The organism is Perlucidibaca sp. (genome assembly GCF_057084925.1).
In genome coordinates this window covers 15,681-32,460 of the sequence record NZ_JBXMRC010000031.1, presented here as the reverse complement: position 1 = coordinate 32,460, position 16,780 = coordinate 15,681, and the positions used below count along the sequence as shown (strand labels likewise).

Annotated in this window: 16 protein-coding genes; 7 read left to right on the top strand and 9 right to left on the bottom strand. The window is 55.9% G+C overall.

The features are described 5' to 3' along the window. The 4 genes from AC14IB_RS10050 to AC14IB_RS10035 are packed head-to-tail and all read left to right on the top strand — an operon-like array spanning position 1 to position 3,110. Positions 1–693, top strand: coding sequence for a TIGR04283 family arsenosugar biosynthesis glycosyltransferase (locus tag AC14IB_RS10050; protein ID WP_484231744.1), 693 nt, complete (start codon positions 1–3; stop codon positions 691–693). Further along, entirely contained in the window at positions 690–1,319 is a 630-nt protein-coding gene (locus AC14IB_RS10045; protein WP_484231743.1) for a TIGR04282 family arsenosugar biosynthesis glycosyltransferase, read from the top strand. Before AC14IB_RS10050 ends, AC14IB_RS10045 begins: the two co-directional genes overlap by 4 nt. Beyond that, entirely contained in the window at positions 1,316–2,041 is a 726-nt protein-coding gene (locus AC14IB_RS10040; protein WP_484231742.1) for a DUF3047 domain-containing protein, read from the top strand. Before AC14IB_RS10045 ends, AC14IB_RS10040 begins: the two co-directional genes overlap by 4 nt. 25 nt (positions 2,042–2,066) lie before the next feature. Beyond that, on the top strand, positions 2,067–3,110 hold the full coding sequence (locus AC14IB_RS10035) for a methyltransferase domain-containing protein (protein WP_484231741.1): 1,044 nt from the start codon (positions 2,067–2,069) through the stop codon (positions 3,108–3,110). 17 nt (positions 3,111–3,127) lie between these two features. Here the strand turns inward: AC14IB_RS10035 and AC14IB_RS10030 are convergent, their stop codons facing one another. From AC14IB_RS10030 to AC14IB_RS10005, 6 genes are all read right to left on the bottom strand, one after another. Then, positions 3,128–4,207, bottom strand: coding sequence for an AI-2E family transporter (locus AC14IB_RS10030; RefSeq protein WP_484231740.1), 1,080 nt, complete (start codon positions 4,205–4,207; stop codon positions 3,128–3,130). Between the two features lie 108 nt (positions 4,208–4,315). After that, the gene (locus AC14IB_RS10025; RefSeq protein WP_484231739.1) at positions 4,316–6,133 is read right to left on the bottom strand and encodes an acyl-CoA dehydrogenase C-terminal domain-containing protein; all 1,818 of its coding nucleotides are present in this window, start codon (positions 6,131–6,133) and stop codon (positions 4,316–4,318) included. 203 nt (positions 6,134–6,336) lie between these two features. After that, positions 6,337–8,388 (bottom strand): glycine--tRNA ligase subunit beta, encoded by a 2,052-nt coding sequence (gene glyS, locus AC14IB_RS10020; RefSeq protein ID WP_484231738.1) that lies wholly within the window; start codon positions 8,386–8,388, stop codon positions 6,337–6,339. After that, entirely contained in the window at positions 8,385–9,353 is a 969-nt protein-coding gene (glyQ, locus tag AC14IB_RS10015; protein WP_484231737.1) for a glycine--tRNA ligase subunit alpha, read from the bottom strand. The genes glyS and glyQ overlap by 4 nt, the downstream gene beginning before the upstream one ends. Positions 9,354–9,514: 161 nt before the next feature. Next, positions 9,515–10,207 (bottom strand): hypothetical protein, encoded by a 693-nt coding sequence (locus tag AC14IB_RS10010; protein WP_484231736.1) that lies wholly within the window; start codon positions 10,205–10,207, stop codon positions 9,515–9,517. A 70-nt stretch (positions 10,208–10,277) separates the two neighbouring features. Next, entirely contained in the window at positions 10,278–10,628 is a 351-nt protein-coding gene (locus tag AC14IB_RS10005) for a HopJ type III effector protein (protein WP_484231735.1), read from the bottom strand. A gap of 147 nt (positions 10,629–10,775) precedes the next feature. Between AC14IB_RS10005 and AC14IB_RS10000 the strand changes: the two genes are divergently transcribed. Further along, positions 10,776–11,918, top strand: a complete 1,143-nt coding sequence (locus tag AC14IB_RS10000; RefSeq protein WP_484231734.1) for an acyl-CoA dehydrogenase family protein — start codon at positions 10,776–10,778, stop codon at positions 11,916–11,918. Between the two features lie 58 nt (positions 11,919–11,976). Here the strand turns inward: AC14IB_RS10000 and rsmB are convergent, their stop codons facing one another. The 3 genes from rsmB to def are packed head-to-tail and all read right to left on the bottom strand — an operon-like array spanning position 11,977 to position 14,852. Beyond that, a complete protein-coding gene (gene rsmB, locus AC14IB_RS09995; RefSeq protein WP_484231733.1) occupies positions 11,977–13,365 on the bottom strand; it encodes a 16S rRNA (cytosine(967)-C(5))-methyltransferase RsmB in 1,389 nt (462 codons plus the stop codon). Beyond that, positions 13,362–14,321 (bottom strand): methionyl-tRNA formyltransferase, encoded by a 960-nt coding sequence (fmt, locus tag AC14IB_RS09990; protein WP_484231732.1) that lies wholly within the window; start codon positions 14,319–14,321, stop codon positions 13,362–13,364. Before fmt ends, rsmB begins: the two co-directional genes overlap by 4 nt. A 24-nt stretch (positions 14,322–14,345) precedes the next feature. Continuing rightward, entirely contained in the window at positions 14,346–14,852 is a 507-nt protein-coding gene (gene def / locus AC14IB_RS09985; protein ID WP_484231731.1) for a peptide deformylase, read from the bottom strand. A gap of 147 nt (positions 14,853–14,999) precedes the next feature. On the opposite strand from def, the gene dprA reads away from it, so the two are divergent. Further along, complete coding sequence (gene dprA / locus AC14IB_RS09980) at positions 15,000–16,157, top strand: DNA-processing protein DprA (protein ID WP_484231730.1); 1,158 nt, start codon at positions 15,000–15,002, stop codon at positions 16,155–16,157. A gap of 52 nt (positions 16,158–16,209) precedes the next feature. Beyond that, a complete protein-coding gene (tsaC, locus tag AC14IB_RS09975; protein ID WP_484231729.1) occupies positions 16,210–16,779 on the top strand; it encodes an L-threonylcarbamoyladenylate synthase type 1 TsaC in 570 nt (189 codons plus the stop codon). The last annotated feature ends 1 nt before the right edge of the window (position 16,780 follow it).

Below are 16,780 nucleotides of genomic sequence, written 5' to 3'. Positions count from 1 at the left end.
ATGAAAAGTACTGGCGTGCCTTGGCTGAGCATTATTGTGCCGACGCTGAACGAAGCGTCGCAGTTGGCACGGACGCTAAGCAGCGTCCAGCCATGGCGCGCTCAGGGCGTTGAAGTCATTGTCGTGGATGGAGGGAGCCACGACGAAACGGTTGTCCTCGCGAATGACTTGGCAGATAGCGTGCTGACATCTCCCAAAGGTCGAGCTCGACAAATGAACCAGGGCGCAGTACATGCGCGTGGGCCAACGTTTTTGTTTCTTCATGCCGACACGCGGCTCGACGACAGCGCGATCAGTGCATTAAAGCAGTTGCTTACAGACAAGCCGGAAGCCTGGGGGCGTTTTGATGTGCGTATTGAAGGCCGATCAGCCCTATTTCCCATAATCGCGTGGTTCATCAACAGGCGTTCGCGCTGGAGCCAAGTATCGACCGGAGATCAGGCTCAGTTTTTTTCTCGCGACCTGTTTTACCGCGTCGGGAAGTTTCCGTTGCAACCCTTGATGGAAGACGTCGAAATTTGCCTGCGCGCCAAAAAGATCGCTAAACCCGTGTGTATGCGGCAAAGCGTCACCACATCGGGGCGGCGCTGGGAACGCTTTGGCGTCTGGAGAACCATCTGGTTGATGTGGAGCCTGCGCTATCGCTACTGGCGCGGCGTTCCAGCCAGCGTGTTGGCAAAGGCTTATCGATGAAAATTGCACTAGCCATCGTGGCGAAAGCGCCCTTGCCCGGGCTCGCCAAAACGCGTCTAGCACGAACGGTGGGTGACGAAGCCGCTGCTGCGGTGGCAGAGCAACTCCTGCGTCATACGCTGCAAACGGCAGTGAGCACAGGCCTAACGGTAACGCTTTATGGCACGCCTACGCAGCACCCCTTGTTGTGTGAGTTAACTGAGCAGACCGGAGTGCGCCTTCGCGATCAGGTTGAGGGGGATTTAGGTGACCGACTCGCCGTACTGGTAACGCAGGAGCTTTGTCAGCATGACGGTGTGCTGGTGATCGGCAGTGATTGCCCAGCGCTCACCTCAGAACGGTTACAACTCGCGGCGCAAGAGTTGCGCCATCACGATGCCGTGATTTACCCGGCACTGGATGGTGGCTATACCCTGATGGGTCTAAAGCACTGCCCGCCAGGTTTTTTTCACGAAATGCCGTGGAGCACAGCGGAAGTCTTGCCCGTCACATTAGACCGGATGCAGCGCTTAGGCTGGAAGGTCTGGCAGGGCCCCGCCCTAGCCGATATTGATAGCTACGAAGACCTTATCTATCTCCCTCAAGACTGGCCGCGCCCTAGAGCGCTTGTGGAGCAAACAGGATGATGACGAGCCTGACTAGGCTGATACTGGCAGCGGCATTGATCTGTCCGCCCCTCGCTCACGCGAGCTTTAAGGCCGGCGCGGATGGATTGCCCGAAGGCTGGAAGCTCTTTCGCATCAACGAAAAAGTAGCGGCCACGCAGTTCAAGCTATTGGCTGAGCCAGAGTCCGCCGTATTGCATGCGGTGGCCAATAACAGCATGGCCGGTGTCATTCGTAAGCAGCACATTGATCTCGACAAGACCTCCCTGCTCTGTTGGCGATGGAAGGTGAAAGCCAGCGTGGCGAAAGCTGACCTAAGCACCAAGTCGGGCGATGACTATGCCGCGCGTCTATATGTTTTCTACGATGTGCCGGCGAGTCAGCTGGCCTTTTCCGATCGCGTGAAAATCAAATTAGCCAAGTCACTTTACGGCGCTGAAATTCCCACGGCGGCATTGAACTACGTGTGGGACAACAAATACGCCATCGGCACGATGCGGGCCAACGCTTACACCGACCGCACCCGCCTCATTGTGTTGCAGTCCGGCAACAGCAAGGCCGGGCAATGGCAAACCGAAGTCCGCAATGTAAAACAGGACTACGTGGCCGCATTTGGCAGCCCTGCCCCGGATGTTGTGGGGCTGGCCATTGCTACGGACACCGATAACACGCAAAGCACTGCTGAGGCTTGGTACCAAGAGCCCCGTTTTGTAGCTAAAGCAGATCAGTGCAGTTCGAATTAAGGTTTAAGAGAAAGGAAAATTAGCGATGCATGAACTGGTTCAAGACTATTACGGCAAGCAGCTACAAAGCACGGCCGACTTAAAGACCTCAGCATGTTGCGATGCCTCGTCCATGCCTGCGTGGCTGAAGCCACTGCTGTCTAACGTGCATGATGAAGTGATGATGCGCTATTACGGCTGCGGGCTGGTCTGCCCACCCAAGCTGCAAGGTTGCCAAATTCTCGATTTGGGCTCCGGCTCTGGGCGAGATGTGTATGTTCTGGCGCAGATGGCTGGCCCCACCGGTCATGTGCTTGGAGTAGACATGACTCGCGAACAACTCGACGTCGCGACCAGTACCTTGGATTGGCATGCCGAGCGCTTTGGCTACGCTAACGTGAGCTTTAAAGAGGGATTTATTGAGCGTCTAGATGCGCTGGGCCTAGAGGATGAGCGCTTTGACGTGATTGTTTCCAACTGCGTGATCAACTTGTCGCCAGACAAAGACGCTGTGTTACGCGAGGCCTATCGCCTGTTGAAAACCGGGGGTGAGCTCTACTTCTCAGACATCTATGCAGATCGCCGTGTGCCTGCTGAGATGGTCGCGGACCCGCTGCTTTACGGGGAGTGCTTGAGCGGTGCGCTGTATTGGAACGACTTCTTGAGCCTGGCCAAAAAGCATGGATTTGCGGACCCCCGCTTAGTTGAAGATCTGCCCATTGAAATTACCGACCCGGCGCTGAAGGCCAAGTGCGGTAACGTCAAATTTTATTCGGCGACCTACCGCTTATTTAAGCTGCCTGAATTAGAGCCGGATTGTGAAGAGTACGGTCAGGCGGTGATTTATCACGGCACAGTACCGGAATGTCCGGATGTGTTTGTGCTCGATAAGCACCACAGCATTGAAACGGGGAAAGTCTTCTCTGTTTGTGGCAACACGTGGCGCATGCTGCACGACACGCGTTTCCGTGAGCACTTCACGTTTATCGGCGACTTCAGCCGGCACTATGGGATTTTTGAGGGCTGCGGTAAGTCATTACCGTATGACAGCAGCGCCGCTGCATCCAACGCAGGCGGCGCTTGCTGTTAAGCCATGTCTAAGCCTCGTCAGTCGGTTTTCGTATCGACTGGCGGGGACAGCACGGGTTGCGCCAACCATTCCTGCCAAATCGCCACCACAACAGCCAAAATCACCGGGCCCAGAAATAGCCCGATCATGCCGAAACTGGCCAGCCCGCCAAGCACACCAAACATCACCAGCAAGAATGAGATATGCGTGGCGTTGGAGATCACTAACGGACGAACAATATTGTCGATCCAGCTCACCACAAACAGCCCCCAAAGCACCAAGCCCAAGGCCTCAAAGGTTTGACCGTTGGCGAATAGCCATAGCGCCACGCCGCCCCACGCAAATGGGGTGCCGAACGGTACGAGGGCAATCACGAAAGTAACGAGGGTCAGAAACACAGGGTTGGGTGCGCCAGCCACGGCATAGCCAATACCGGCCAAGGTGCACTGACCTAAAGCAGTTAAGACAATGCCAAACACCACGGCGCGCGTCATATTGCCGGCGGCCAGTAAGTAGCGCTCCCCTTGCTTCTGCGTCATGTGCGCTAAGGCTTGGCGTAATTGTCCCAATACCGCTGGGCCATCGCGGAAAAAGAAGAACAGCGCAAATAAGGTGAAGGTGAACTTTGCTAAGTTTCGGCCAATACCCCCAGCGACCAGTCCAAACTGGGCAAAGCCCATGTTGAGCACACTCTGCAAGCTACCGCGCATGGCCGCGGGATCTTCGTGCGCGACACTCCATAAACGCGTTAACTCGTTTGCTATCGCGGGGAAATGCAGTTGTAGAAAGGGTGGAATGGGTAGCGTATCGCGAGCGATAAACTCCGCTGCAAGGCCATAGAGCGTGCGCAGCTCGCTTTGCAACACCACCAGCAACCAAGCCAGAGGACCGATCAATGTGGCGGCCAGAATAAACGTCATCACCGCGGCCGTTAAATTTACGCGTCCACCGAAAAGGCTTAATAGGCGCGTTCGAAGAGGCCAAGTCACAAAGGCCAGGATGGCGGCCCAGGCAACGGGAATGAGAAAGGGACTGAGAATGGCGTAGGTAAGGTAGGTTAAGGCACTCAGGCCCAGCAATAGCGGCAAACGCGCCCACAAGGAATACTCGCGCAACATAATCAGCTCCTAATTAAGTTTGGATGCTAGCACTGCGATGCGGGCAAGGGTGAAAACAAAAAGCCCCCGTTGCAGGCAACGAGGGCTTTCGGTTCACATCACTCAGGCTTAGCCGAAGTTGAAGTGCTCAGCATCCATCTGCATAACCGACTTGGTCGGCTTCAGCATGCTGTCGGCATGGCCCTTGGCACGTGGCAACAGGCGTTCGAAGTAGAACTCAGCGGTTTGTACCTTGGCACGGTAGAACGCGGGCTCTTCATTGCCGCCCTTCTCGAGCTTCTCGAAAGCCACTGCGGCCATTTTCGCCCAGAAGTAAGCGAGCATGGCGTAGCCCGAGTACATCAGGAAGTCATTAGCAGCAGTGCCAACGAGGTCACGGTCTTTGCGTGCTTGCAGCATGATGCGCACGGTCAGGTAGTTCCATTGCGTGGCGATCTTGGTCAGCTCCCAAACATAGGGACGCATTTCCTTGTTGCCTACGTGGTCGCGGCAGAACTTGGCGATGTCCGCGGTGAAGTCACGCACAGCCTTGCCCTTAGACGACAACAGCACTTTACGGCCGAGCAGGTCGAGTGCTTGGATGCCTGTGGTGCCTTCATACAGCGTGGAAATACGGGCATCACGGGCAACCTGTTCCATGCCGTGTTCTTGGATGTAGCCGTGGCCACCGAAGACTTGCATGCCGAGGTTGGCTGCTTCTAGGCCGAGTTCAGTCAACACACCCTTGAGAATAGGCGTGTAGAAGCCGAGCTTGTCATCCCAGAAGTCGTAGGTTTCTTTGTCGCCGTTGGTGATGCCTACGGCCATGTTGTCGGCGAGCTGTGCGGCGAAATAAATCATGGCACGACCGCCTTCAGCGACAGCCTTCTGAGTCAACAGCATGCGACGAACGTCGCCGTGGTGAATCAATGCGTCTGCGGGCTGGTTAGGCTCTTTCTTGCCGGACAGGGCGCGCATGGAACGACGTTCTTTGGCATAAGGCAATGCGCCTTGGAAAGACTGCTCAGCATGTGCAACACCTTGTACTGCAGTACCGATACGAGCGGTGTTCATGAACGTGAACATGCACTCCAGGCCCTTGTTGGCTGGGCCAATCAGATAGGCCGAAGCGCCGTCGAAGTTCAATACACAGGTGGCGTTAGCGTGAATGCCCATCTTGTGCTCAATCGAGCCGGCCTTCACTGGGTTGCGCTCACCGAGGCTGCCGTCAGCATTCACGTTGAACTTTGGCACGATGAACAAGGAGATACCGCGAGTGCCAGCAGGCGCATCCGGTAAGCGGGCCAGAACGATATGAACAATGTTTTCTGAAAGGTCATGTTCACCGGCAGAGATGAAAATCTTTGTGCCGTAGAGCTTATAGCTGCCATCGGCCTGAGCTTCGGCCTTAGTTTTTACCTGACCCAAGTCAGTGCCGCACTGTGGCTCGGTTAAGCACATGGTGCCTAACCAACGGCCTTCCACCAGCGGTGGCATGTAAACAGCTTTCTGTTCTTCTGTGCCGTGCAGCATGATGGTGTTCATGCAGCCCAGCGACAGGCCAGGGTACATGGTGAACGACCAGTTGGCCGTACCCATCATTTCTGCCTTGAGCAGCGCCAAGGACATGGGCAGGCCTTGACCGCCGAATTCAGTTGGGTAGTTCAGACCCTGCCAGCCGCCAGCAACATACTGGTCGTAGGCTTCTTTGAAGCCCTTTGGCGTGGTGACTACGCCGTCTTCAAAGTGGCAGCCTTCTTGGTCGCCGGACTGGTTGATGGGGGCGAGCACTTCTTCACAGTACTTGGCGCACTCATCCAGAATGGCATCGATCAGGTCTGGCGTAGCATCTTCGCCGCCAGGCAGGTTGGCGTAATGCGTTGGGTAGTCGAACACTTCGTTCATCAAGAAGCGTACGTCGCGTAAGGGGGCCTTATAAGCTGGCATGGTCTATCACCTGAGAGGTTTGTCGATAACGAATTGATTAAACTGAATTGTAAGCAAATGTGCATTGGCACAAAGCGATGAAAGACGCGGCAGTTCGGTAAATTGGACAAAAATGACGTTTTGTACAACCCAAACGCCAACTATCAGCTGACTGGTGATTTCCCTAGCCTCAATTTCTACGACTGAGGCTAGGGCAGCACGCGTTAAGACAGTTGCGAAATATCTGCGACGCGCAGGAAGAGCGCACGTAACCAAGATAGCAGGCGTAAACGATTGGCGCGAACCGCGGAATCATCCGCCATCACCATGACATCGGTGAAGAAGCGATCGACCGGCTCACGCAAGCTCGCTAGCGCGGTGAGTGCAGCAGCGTAATCACCGGCGGCATACAGGGGCGCAACCTGAGCAGACAAGGCTTTTACAGCAATAGCCAGGTCTCGCTCAGCGCCATCCTGTAGAAGTTCGGCTTGAATTTCACCTGCGGATGCCGCTTCTTTTGCCAAAATGTTAGACACGCGTTTGTTGGCGGCGGCCAATGCCGTAGCGGCGGGTAAGGTGCGGAAGGCCGCAACGGCTTTCACGCGACGGTCAAAGTCACGCGCCACGGTGGGGCGACAGGCTTGCACGGCCTGAATCACATCCACCGAAATGCCCTGTTCTTCATACATGGCGCGATAGCGGGCGAGTAAAAACTCGAATACATCTGCGGCGGTCGTGCTAACGCTGAGCGCGCTGCCGTGTCCGTCGCTGGCGAGCTGAACCAGCTTTTCTAAATCAATGGCTAGCTCGCCCTCAATCAAAATACGCAGCACGCCTAAGGCGGCACGACGGAGCGCGAACGGGTCTTTCGAGCCGGTGGGTGGTTGCCCGATGCCAAAAATGCCGGTCAGCGTGTCAAGTTTGTCTGCTAGGGCAACGGCTTGACCGGTTTTAACCGTGGGCAACACATCACCGGAAAAGCGCGGCAGGTATTGCTCGTTCAGGGCCAAAGCGACTTCGTTAGGCAAGCCTTCATGGCGTGCGTAGTGATATCCGGCAATACCCTGAAGTTCGGGAAACTCACTCACCATCTCAGAGGCCAAGTCAGACTTACATAACAGGCCAGCGAGTCGGGCTTGCTCTACATCTCCGCCGATTTGCGCGGCAATTTGTGCGGCCAGCGCTGAGACACGCTCCGCTTTGGCGTAAACCGTACCGAGCTGGGCTTGGAAAACGATATTTTTCAGGCGCTCATTGCGCTCGGCGAGAGTGATTTTTTTATCTTGATTGAAAAAGAACTCTGCATCGGTGAGGCGTGGTCGTACCACCTTCTCATTGCCCGTCACAATTTTCTCGGGCGCAGGCGAATCGATGTTGGCCACCGTGATAAAGCGCGCCAAAAGCTGGCCCTGTTGATCGACCAAACAGAAATACTTTTGATTATCTTGCATGGTGGAGATGAGGGCTTCTTGCGGTACGGCTAAGAAGCGTTGCTCAAACGAGCACACCAATGGAACTGGCCATTCAACCAGCGCAGTGACTTCATCCAATAGGCTGGTGGGCATTAGGGCAATGCCGCCCTCCGCAGCCGCTAAAGCATTAACGCGCTGCTCGATTAAGCTGCGGCGCTCAGCGAAATCCGCCACAACATGGGCGCCGCGCATTGCGTCGCGATAGTCCTGCGCGTGTCTCAGCGAAACGGCCTCGGGGTGATGAAAGCGATGGCCGTAGCTGGTGCGTCCACTTTGAATATCGAGCAATTTAGCGGGTACTACGTCGGTGCCGTAGAGCATGACCAGCCAATGCATGGGCCTAACGAATTCCACACGGCTCGCGCCCCAGCGCATGCGTTTGGCCACCGGCAAGGTTTTCAAGGCATGGTCGAAAATGCTGGGCAGTAAGTCGATGGCGGCTTCGCCTTTAACTTCGCGAACGTAACGGAGCTTTTCGCCGCTGCGATCCACTTGGCTGATGTCGATGCCATTCTTTTTTGCAAAGCCTAGGGCGGCCTGTGTTGGCTGGCCATCGGCTGAAAAGGCAGCTTTCACCGGCGGACCATCAACAGCAATCGTGCGATCGGGCTGTTGAGCGACCAGTTGCGAAACATAAATGGCGAGTCGGCGCGGTGCGGCAAAAAACGTAACGCCTGCGTGGGCAAGCCCGGCTTTTGCTAGACCCTCAGTGACGCTGTCCTGTAAGGCCGTTGCCAGCGTTAGCAGTGATTTTGGTGGCAGTTCTTCGCCACCAATTTCAAACAGAAAATCTTGCGCGCTCATGCTTGCGCCTCCTTCTGAGCGGCCGATGCAGCCAACTGAGCTAAAACTTCATCACGCAAAGCGGGTTTGGCTAGTGGGAAACCGAGTGCCGCACGGGCATCTAAATAGCTTTGTGCGATAGCGCGAGCCAAGGTGCGAACACGGAGGATGTAACGCTGGCGCTCGGTCACCGATATCGCCCGACGGGCATCAAGCAAGTTAAAGGTGTGCGAGGCTTTCAAGACAAACTCATAAGCCGGCAGAGGAAGCTTCAACGCCATAATGCGATTGGACTCGGCTTCAAATAAATCAAACAACTTGAAGAGCTCGGGCACATTGGCGTGCTCGAAGTTATAGGTCGATTGCTCCACTTCGTTTTGATGGAAGACGTCGCCGTAGGTCACTTTGCCGAAGGGTCCATCTGTCCAAACCAAATCGTAAACCGAGTCGACGCCTTGCAGGTACATCGCCAAACGCTCAAGGCCGTAGGTGATTTCGCCGGTGACGGGGTAGCACTCAATGCCGCCCACTTGCTGGAAATACGTGAACTGAGTGATCTCCATGCCATTCAGCCACACTTCCCAGCCAAGACCCCAGGCACCCAGCGTAGGCGATTCCCAGTTGTCTTCAACAAAACGAATGTCATGTATCGTGGGGTCCACGCCAATGCGACGTAAGGACTCCAAATACAGCTCTTGGATGTTGCTGGGGTTAGGTTTTAACACCACCTGAAACTGATAGTAGTGCTGCAGACGGTTGGGGTTCTCACCGTAGCGGCCATCCGCAGGACGCCGAGAAGGCTGAACATAAGCAGCATTCCACGTTTCAGGGCCGAGGGCGCGTAGAAACGTCGCCGTGTGAAACGTGCCCGCGCCCATTTCCATGTCATAGGGTTGCAGCAGTACGCAGCCTTGTTCGGCCCAAAAACTCTGCAGCGCCAAAATCAAACCTTGAAAGGTTTGGATGGGTTGTGATGTTTCACTCATGTTGTTAACCCTAAGCCGCCAGCTCTGGCTAGCATCCCCTGAGGCGCGGACACGTCTGCCAGCGCTTTAAAATTGAACGCTGGAGTATAGCTGAGCCTTAACATGAAAAAAGCCAGCAAAAGCTGGCTTCTTTCAAAACAAGTGTTCGCCGCGATAACCGATTAGATGCTGGCAACGTCCAGCACAATGCGGGTCTTGCTGTCTAAACGTACAACGCGATCACCGACTTTAACCAGCTCAGTGCCCTTGGGCTGTGCGCTCAGCTCTTTCACGAGGCTGACATCAATGGCAGTAGCTTTGGTGGCGAGTTTGGCGTCTAGCTTAGCGCCAATCACGAGCTGCTTTTCATAGCCCTTAGGCAGGTCATTGCTGTTGGCACTGGCACCGAAAATAGCACCAAAGGCTTTATTAGTAGCTTTGCTCACGCCAAAGTGCTTGCCCAAAGCAACGCGGTCTTTCAGCGCGATTTTCTGCTCAGCGGTTTGTTTGTAGCCGGCAACAGTGGCTTGAGCAGTGCCCATGCGAGCGGCGGCGTCTGCTTGTGCCTTTTCGGCAGCCGCTTTCGCTTCGGTTGTAGCTGCTGCGCTGGCGGTTTTGGCGGCTTCAGCGCTGGACTTGCCGCTGACCATGGCGCCTACACCCGCAGAAATTGCTGCATCACGGGAGCTGGCAGCGGCTTTTGCAGCGGCCTCTTTGCTAGCCTTGAGGTCAAATGCCGTATTCACTGAAGCACCCGCATTCACGTTAACACCGGGTGCAGAAACAGCGGCATTGGCCTGAACGTCTGCAGCTTGGGCAGAGGCGACGAAAGAGGTTGCGATAACGGCGGCAGTAATAAGGGAAATACGGGTCATGTGAATCATCCTTTGATGTGAACTAAGTGGCGATGAAAACGCGTCTTATATTAGACGGTTTACGCAGCAATCAAACTTTTCTGCTTAAAGGCTTTTCGTCAAACACTATACCGATCCAACCGTGACGCTGGAACTGGCGGATATTGGCATGGCTGCTCCCCTGTGGGTCGTTTAAGACATCGCGCAAATGCCGGCCAAAAAGGTAGAGTGTGTCTTCAGGGCTGAGTTGCTCGAGCATCCCGAGAGCGAACACGCGACACGCACCTTCGTTCTGCCCGGCGGAATTCGACACCGCGTGGGCATCCAATCCATTTTTGAAGGCGCTGGGTTGGTACACATAATGTTCAGCAACAAAGGCCAGCGTATCTTCAAAGTCTAAAGTCTCGGCGCGTAAGCCGGTCAGTAATTCAGCCAGTGTCATGGTTAAGTCTCTGCGTAGGGTCTGTGTATTGCCGGTAGCACGCAATGCCACCGAGTAAAATTGGATGACATTTGTTCTATCGGTTATGACAGTCTCTGTCATAAAATACGATTTTAGCCGCACATACGCTTATTAAGAGGGATATCCATGTCTATTGATCACGCCGAACTCGAACTTTTTCGCGATAACGTCAAACGCTTTCTCGAAAACGAAATTGCCCCTCACTATGTGCAGTGGGAAAAAGACAGTTGGATGCCTCGCGAATTCTGGAACAAGCTCGGCGAGAATGGCCTGCTCTGTGTAGACCAGCCGGAGCAATACGGTGGTGTAGGCGTGCCGTTCCAATACTCCATGGTGATTCTCAATGAAATGGCCAAAATGGGCCTTTCCTCGCTGGCTACCGGCGTCAGTGTGCATTCCGATATCTGTGCGCCGTATGTAGAGCATCTGGGTACGCAAGCCATTAAAGATTACTGGTTGCCCCGCATGGCGTCGGGCGAGGCCGTGTGTGCTATTGGTATGTCGGAACCCGGCGCAGGCTCGGACTTGGCCGCAATCCGCACCACTGCTGTTCGTGATGGCGATCACTATGTGGTTAACGGTTCCAAGACTTTTATTTCCAACGGCCAACATGCCGACATCGTGGTTATGGCAGTGAAAACCGATCCCGCCAGTGGCGCAAAAGGCGTGTCTTTGCTGCTGATCGATACCAGCCTGCCCGGCTTCAACAAGGGTAAGAAATTGGAGAAGATGGGTCTGCATTCGCAAGACACGTCTGAGCTGTTCATGGATAACGTACGCGTACCCGTTGACTGCCTGCTGGGTCAGGAAGGCAAGGGTTTCGCTTACATGATGAATGAGCTGCCACGTGAGCGTTTGAACATTGCCGTGATTGCGGTTGCCGCATCCGAAGGCACGCTGGAAGAAACCATCAAGTACGTGCAAGAGCGCAAAGCATTCGGCAAGCCTTTGGCGCAACTGCAAAACACTCGATTCACGCTGGCCACCTGCAAGACCGATATTTTGGCTGCCCGTGCCTTTGTTGATAACTGTGTTGATCTGCATGCTGAAGGCAAGTTGGACATTCCAACCGGTGCCGCCGTTAAGCTCTACACCACTGAGCTGCAGGGTCGCGTCGCCGACGCTTGCTTACAGATGCACGGTGGCTATGGCTACATGTTGGAGTACGGAGTTGCCCGTGCTTATGTAGATGCGCGTATTCAGCGAATCTACGGTGGCGCCAGCGAGATCATGAAGGAAGTGGTGGCGCGCGAGATTCTGGGCCGCTAATCCGCTGTTGTGGGCCATAAAAAAACCGGGCTCGTTAGCCCGGTTTTTTTATGGCGACTTAGCGCTGAGGCACTTTCATCAGCATGGCGAAATAAAAGCCGTCGTAACCATCGGACTCGGGCAGTAGCTGCCGCCCTTGCGGACGCCATTGGCCCGGCATGTCGCCACCCGGCAGTTGCAGCGGAATGCATTGTGCATCGGGTGTGCGTGCGAGGAAACCGATGATCTGATCTTCGTTTTCGGCCTTGAGCAATGAGCAGGTGGCGTACAGCAAACGACCACCCGGCTTCAGCGTGAGCCAAAGTCGCTCTAGCAGCTCGGCCTGAATGGCCACGGTTTGCGCAATATCAGTGGAGCGACGCAGCAACTTGATATCTGGGTGACGACGAATCACGCCCGTGGCGCTGCAGGGGGCATCGAGCAAAATGGCATCGAATTTTTCGCCATCCCACCAGCTGTCTAGATCGGCCGCTTCCGCGCAGGCCACGCGAATATTCACGCCGGATGTTGGGTGGTCGGTTGCAAAGCCCGCACGCGCTAAGTTCTCTTTCACTCGCACCAGACGCTGCGGGTCATTGTCTAGCGCGATTAGGCTATGCAGGGCCGGCTGAATTTCCAGCAGGTGCGCGGTTTTTCCGCCGGGTGCCGCACAGGCATCCAGCACACGCTCACCGGCCGCCGGCGCGAGAAAGCAGGCTGCGAGTTGGGCAGCTTCGTCTTGAACGGACAAATCGCCACTGGCCAGACCCGGAAGGCTGTGGATAGGCACGGGTTCGGTCAGGCGCAGACCATCTGGCGAGAAATGCGTTGCCACCACGGGCAAGCCATCATCCACCAGATGCGCGAGCGCTGCCTCGCGGGTTTGGCGACCCCGGTGCACACGCAGCGTGGTCGATGCCGGGCTGTTGTTGGCGGCAATGATGGTGTCCATCTGTGCCGGCCAGTCCTTTTCCAGCGCGCGTAGCAGCCAGGCTGGGTGGGCATGGGTCATCAGCTTGGCGGCATGCACCAGCTCCGCTTCGCGACGCTGAAGGTTACGCAAAACGCCATTAATGAAGCCGGTGAGCTTATCCATGCCCAGTTGCCGGGCAGCTTCCACGGTTTCAGCCAGCGCAGCGTGATCTGGAATGCGCATACCCAATAACTGGTGAGCGCCAAGCAGCAGCAGCGCCTCAACCGTATGATCTTTGGTTGCGCGCTCGAGCAGCGGTTTAATCAGCGTGCGGTAATAAATGGCGTGGCGAGCGGTGCCCTGAACCAATTCTTGCAGCAAGCCCACATCTTCGCTGCGGCAGGCTTTCTGCGCCGGCGGCAAGGTGCTGCTCAACGAGCGTTCACCCGCGAGCGTCGGCGCTAAAGCTTGAGCGGCAAGCGCACGTACGCCCAATGAGCGCGGTTTAGCAGATGCACGCGAGCGTGTGTTGGAGTAGTGACGCGGAGCGGTCATGAGCCAAAGCCTTTGCCGGGCTGTAAAGCGGCCGGTCGAGAGTTAAGTAGCAAGGATGCCGACATGGCTTTGCCACCCGCCATCTGTAAAGTATCAATGAGTAAAACAGTGCCCTGGCCTGCAGCCACCGCCAATCCGGTTTTGTCGGCGCGCAAAATCATGCCGGGCGGGGCTGTGGTGGTTTCTTCTTTGCTCGCATGCGCCAACCAAATGCGCACGGTTTGACCCGCTAAAGTGCTGTGCGCGACGGGGACGGCGTTAAACGCCCGCGTGCGCCGAGCAATGTCTTGTGCCGGTAGCTGCCAATCAATCAGGGCTTCTTCCTTGCTGAGCTTGGCGGCGTAGGTCGCCAACGACGCATCTTGCGGCTCCGCCATTAGTGGCTCGCCATCGCGCAGGGCATCGGCTACAGCAAGTAAAGCATCGCCACCCAGCAGGGCCAAGCGATCATGCAGGCTGGCGCCGGTATCGCTGGAGGAAATCGGGCAAATGGCTTTGTAGAGCATGTCGCCCGTGTCTAGGCCGGCGTCCATTTGCATAATGGTAATGCCTGTTTCGCGATCGCCCGCAAGGATAGCGCGCTGAATGGGCGCAGCCCCACGCCAGCGGGGTAGCAAAGAGGCATGGACATTGATGCAGCCCAAGCGCGGTGTATCCAGTACGCGCTGCGGCAAAATCAAGCCATACGCCGCAACAACCATTAGGTCGGCCTGCCACTCCGCCAGCTCCACTTGCGCATCAGCATCTTTCAGCGAACTGGGCTGGCGCACCGGTAGGTCATGGTCCAGCGCGAGTTGCTTTACGGGGCTGGCTTTTAACTCACGGCCACGACCAGCGGGGCGATCAGGCTGGGTGTAAACCGCCACAACCTCATGCTGGCCTTGCAGCAGCGCTCGCAGACTTTCGGCAGCGAAATCAGGCGTACCGGCGAAGATGATACGTAAGGAACTATCCAAAGCGATAAACCTGCTGGGAGATGCTCAAGCGTTGGCTCGATGCAGTTTCTCAAGTTTAGTTTTGATGCGATTGCGCTTTAACGACGACAAATAGTCGACAAACAATTTGCCATCTAAGTGGTCGACTTCATGCTGAATGCAAACCGACAGCAGGCCATCGGCCTCTAATGTAAAGGGCTTGCCTTGAAGGTCCTGCGCCGTGACACGAATGACATCGGTGCGCTCAACCGTTTCATAAAATCCGGGCACGGATAAACAGCCTTCATCGTAGGTTTTGGTTTCGGCACTGACTTTTTCAATCTGCGGATTAATCAGAATCTGCGGCGCCGACTGATCTTCGCTTAAATCCAACACCAGCAGACGAATGTGGTGATTGACTTGTGACGCGGCCAGCCCAATGCCGGGCGCTGCGTACATGGTTTCCAGCATGTCTTTAGCCAGTTGCGCCAGCGCGTCATCAAATACGGTAACGGGCTTAGCCACCGTGCGTAAGCGTGTATCGGGAAATTCTAAGATGGGGAGCAGTGCCATTATTTTCCTCCGGCTGCTAGCAAAAACCGCGAACCGGTACTAGACCTATAGCAGGGCCATTTTGGCCGTTGACCACATTATAGCCATGGATGCCTCTGCCCGCTAACGCAGCGCAAGGGTTTCGTAGTGTCACAGGAGGTGACGGGTATGGAAGCTGCGGATGAAATCGCGCTGTATTTGTTGGTAGAGCAGCAGCCTGGCGCGTATCGAAAACTTGTATCGGAGTTCGGATCGGCGGCCTTAGCATTGGCAGCCAGTGCACGGGGTTGGCGAGCGCTGGGCATAAACCCGAAGCACTGTGATGCTCGTGCTGCCTGGCCTCAGGGCACGGCTTGCGAAGATATACGCCATCAGTGGCGCAAGAGTTTGAGCTGGTTAGAGGGTGAGCATCGCGGTGTGTGGCTGGATTCCGAGCGCAATCAGTTGCCTGAAGGCGCTTGGCCAAGGGCTTTTGCGGAAGTGCATAAGCGTCCTCCCCTATTGTTCTGGCAGGGTGATGAAACAGTAATGGGCCTGCCACAAATTGCCGTGGTCGGCAGCCGCGCAGCCACGCGCACAGGCTTGGCGACCGCAAATGCCATCGCCGCAGAACTGGCACAAACGGGCTTGGTGGTGACCAGTGGTCTAGCCAGCGGCATTGATGGTGCCGCCCACACTGGGGCTCTGTCGGTACAAGGCAAAACCATCGCCGTGTTGGGCAGCGGGTTGGATCGCGTGTATCCAGCACGACATCAATCGCTTGCCGAGCGCATCACGGAAAGTGGCTTATTGGTTTCTGAGTTTGCGCCCGGCAGTGCGCCCGAGCCTTGGTGCTTCCCACGGCGTAATGAAGTGATTGCGCTCTTGAGTATGGGCGTTGCAGTGATTGAGGCGGGCCCGGTGAGTGGATCCATCATTACGGCGCAGGCAGCGAATCAGCTTAGTCGCTGTGTATGGGCAGTCCCCGGCCCTATCACCAGTTTGCAGTCGCGCGGTTGTCATCGGCTCATTCGTGACGAGCAGGCTCGTTTGGTCGAGTCTGCGCAAGACATCTTGCAAGATGCCCTGCCCGTTCTGCGCGACTGGTATGGGCATGCGCCAGAGCAGAATCAGCCTAAGTCACTAACGGGCAGCGTCAAACCGCCTGCGCCCAGTCCCTTTGGCCAGCAAATACTGGCCGCAATGGAGTGGCAGGTCATGACGGTCGATAGCCTAATGGCTGAATCCACTCAGCCTGCCGATCACGTCCTAATGGCACTTGGGGAATTAGAGATACTAGGTTGGATTGCGGCTGTACCCGGGGGATATCAGCGTTTGGCCTCCTGACCAACTTTACACTGCGTGATAGACTGAAAACGTTCTTATTAAGCGGTGAAATATGGTCAGCTCACCATCAGCTATTCATCTTCAACAAGCCGTTAATGCGGTACGCGCAGGCGGTGTTATTGCGTATGCCACGGAAGCCGTTTGGGGTTTGGGGTGTGACCCGTGGAGCGCCGAGGCGGTCGCGAAAATATGGCAAATTAAACGTCGTGACCCGGGCAAGGGCCTCATTTTAATTGCTTCTCAATGGCAGCACGTAGCGCCGTTGCTCTCTCAACTCAGTGCTGAACAGCTAAAGCACTTGCAGGCCAGTTGGCCGGGCCCGGTGACCTGGTTGGTGCCGGTTTCGGATAGCTTTCCGGTCTGGCTGAGAGGTAAGCATGACTCAGTGGCTTTGCGGGTGAGTGCACACCCTGGTGTGAAAGCCTTGTGTGATCAGTTCGGCGGCCCGCTGGTGTCCACCAGTGCTAATCGTGCAGGCGCTCCGGCGGCCCGCAGCTTGTTTGATGTGCGTCAAAGACTCGGCGCCGAACTGGATTATATTTTGCCGAGCACCACCGGCAAGTTGGCCCGCCCCACTGAAATTCGAGACTTAGCCACCCTGCGGGTTATTCGTGCAGGCTGAA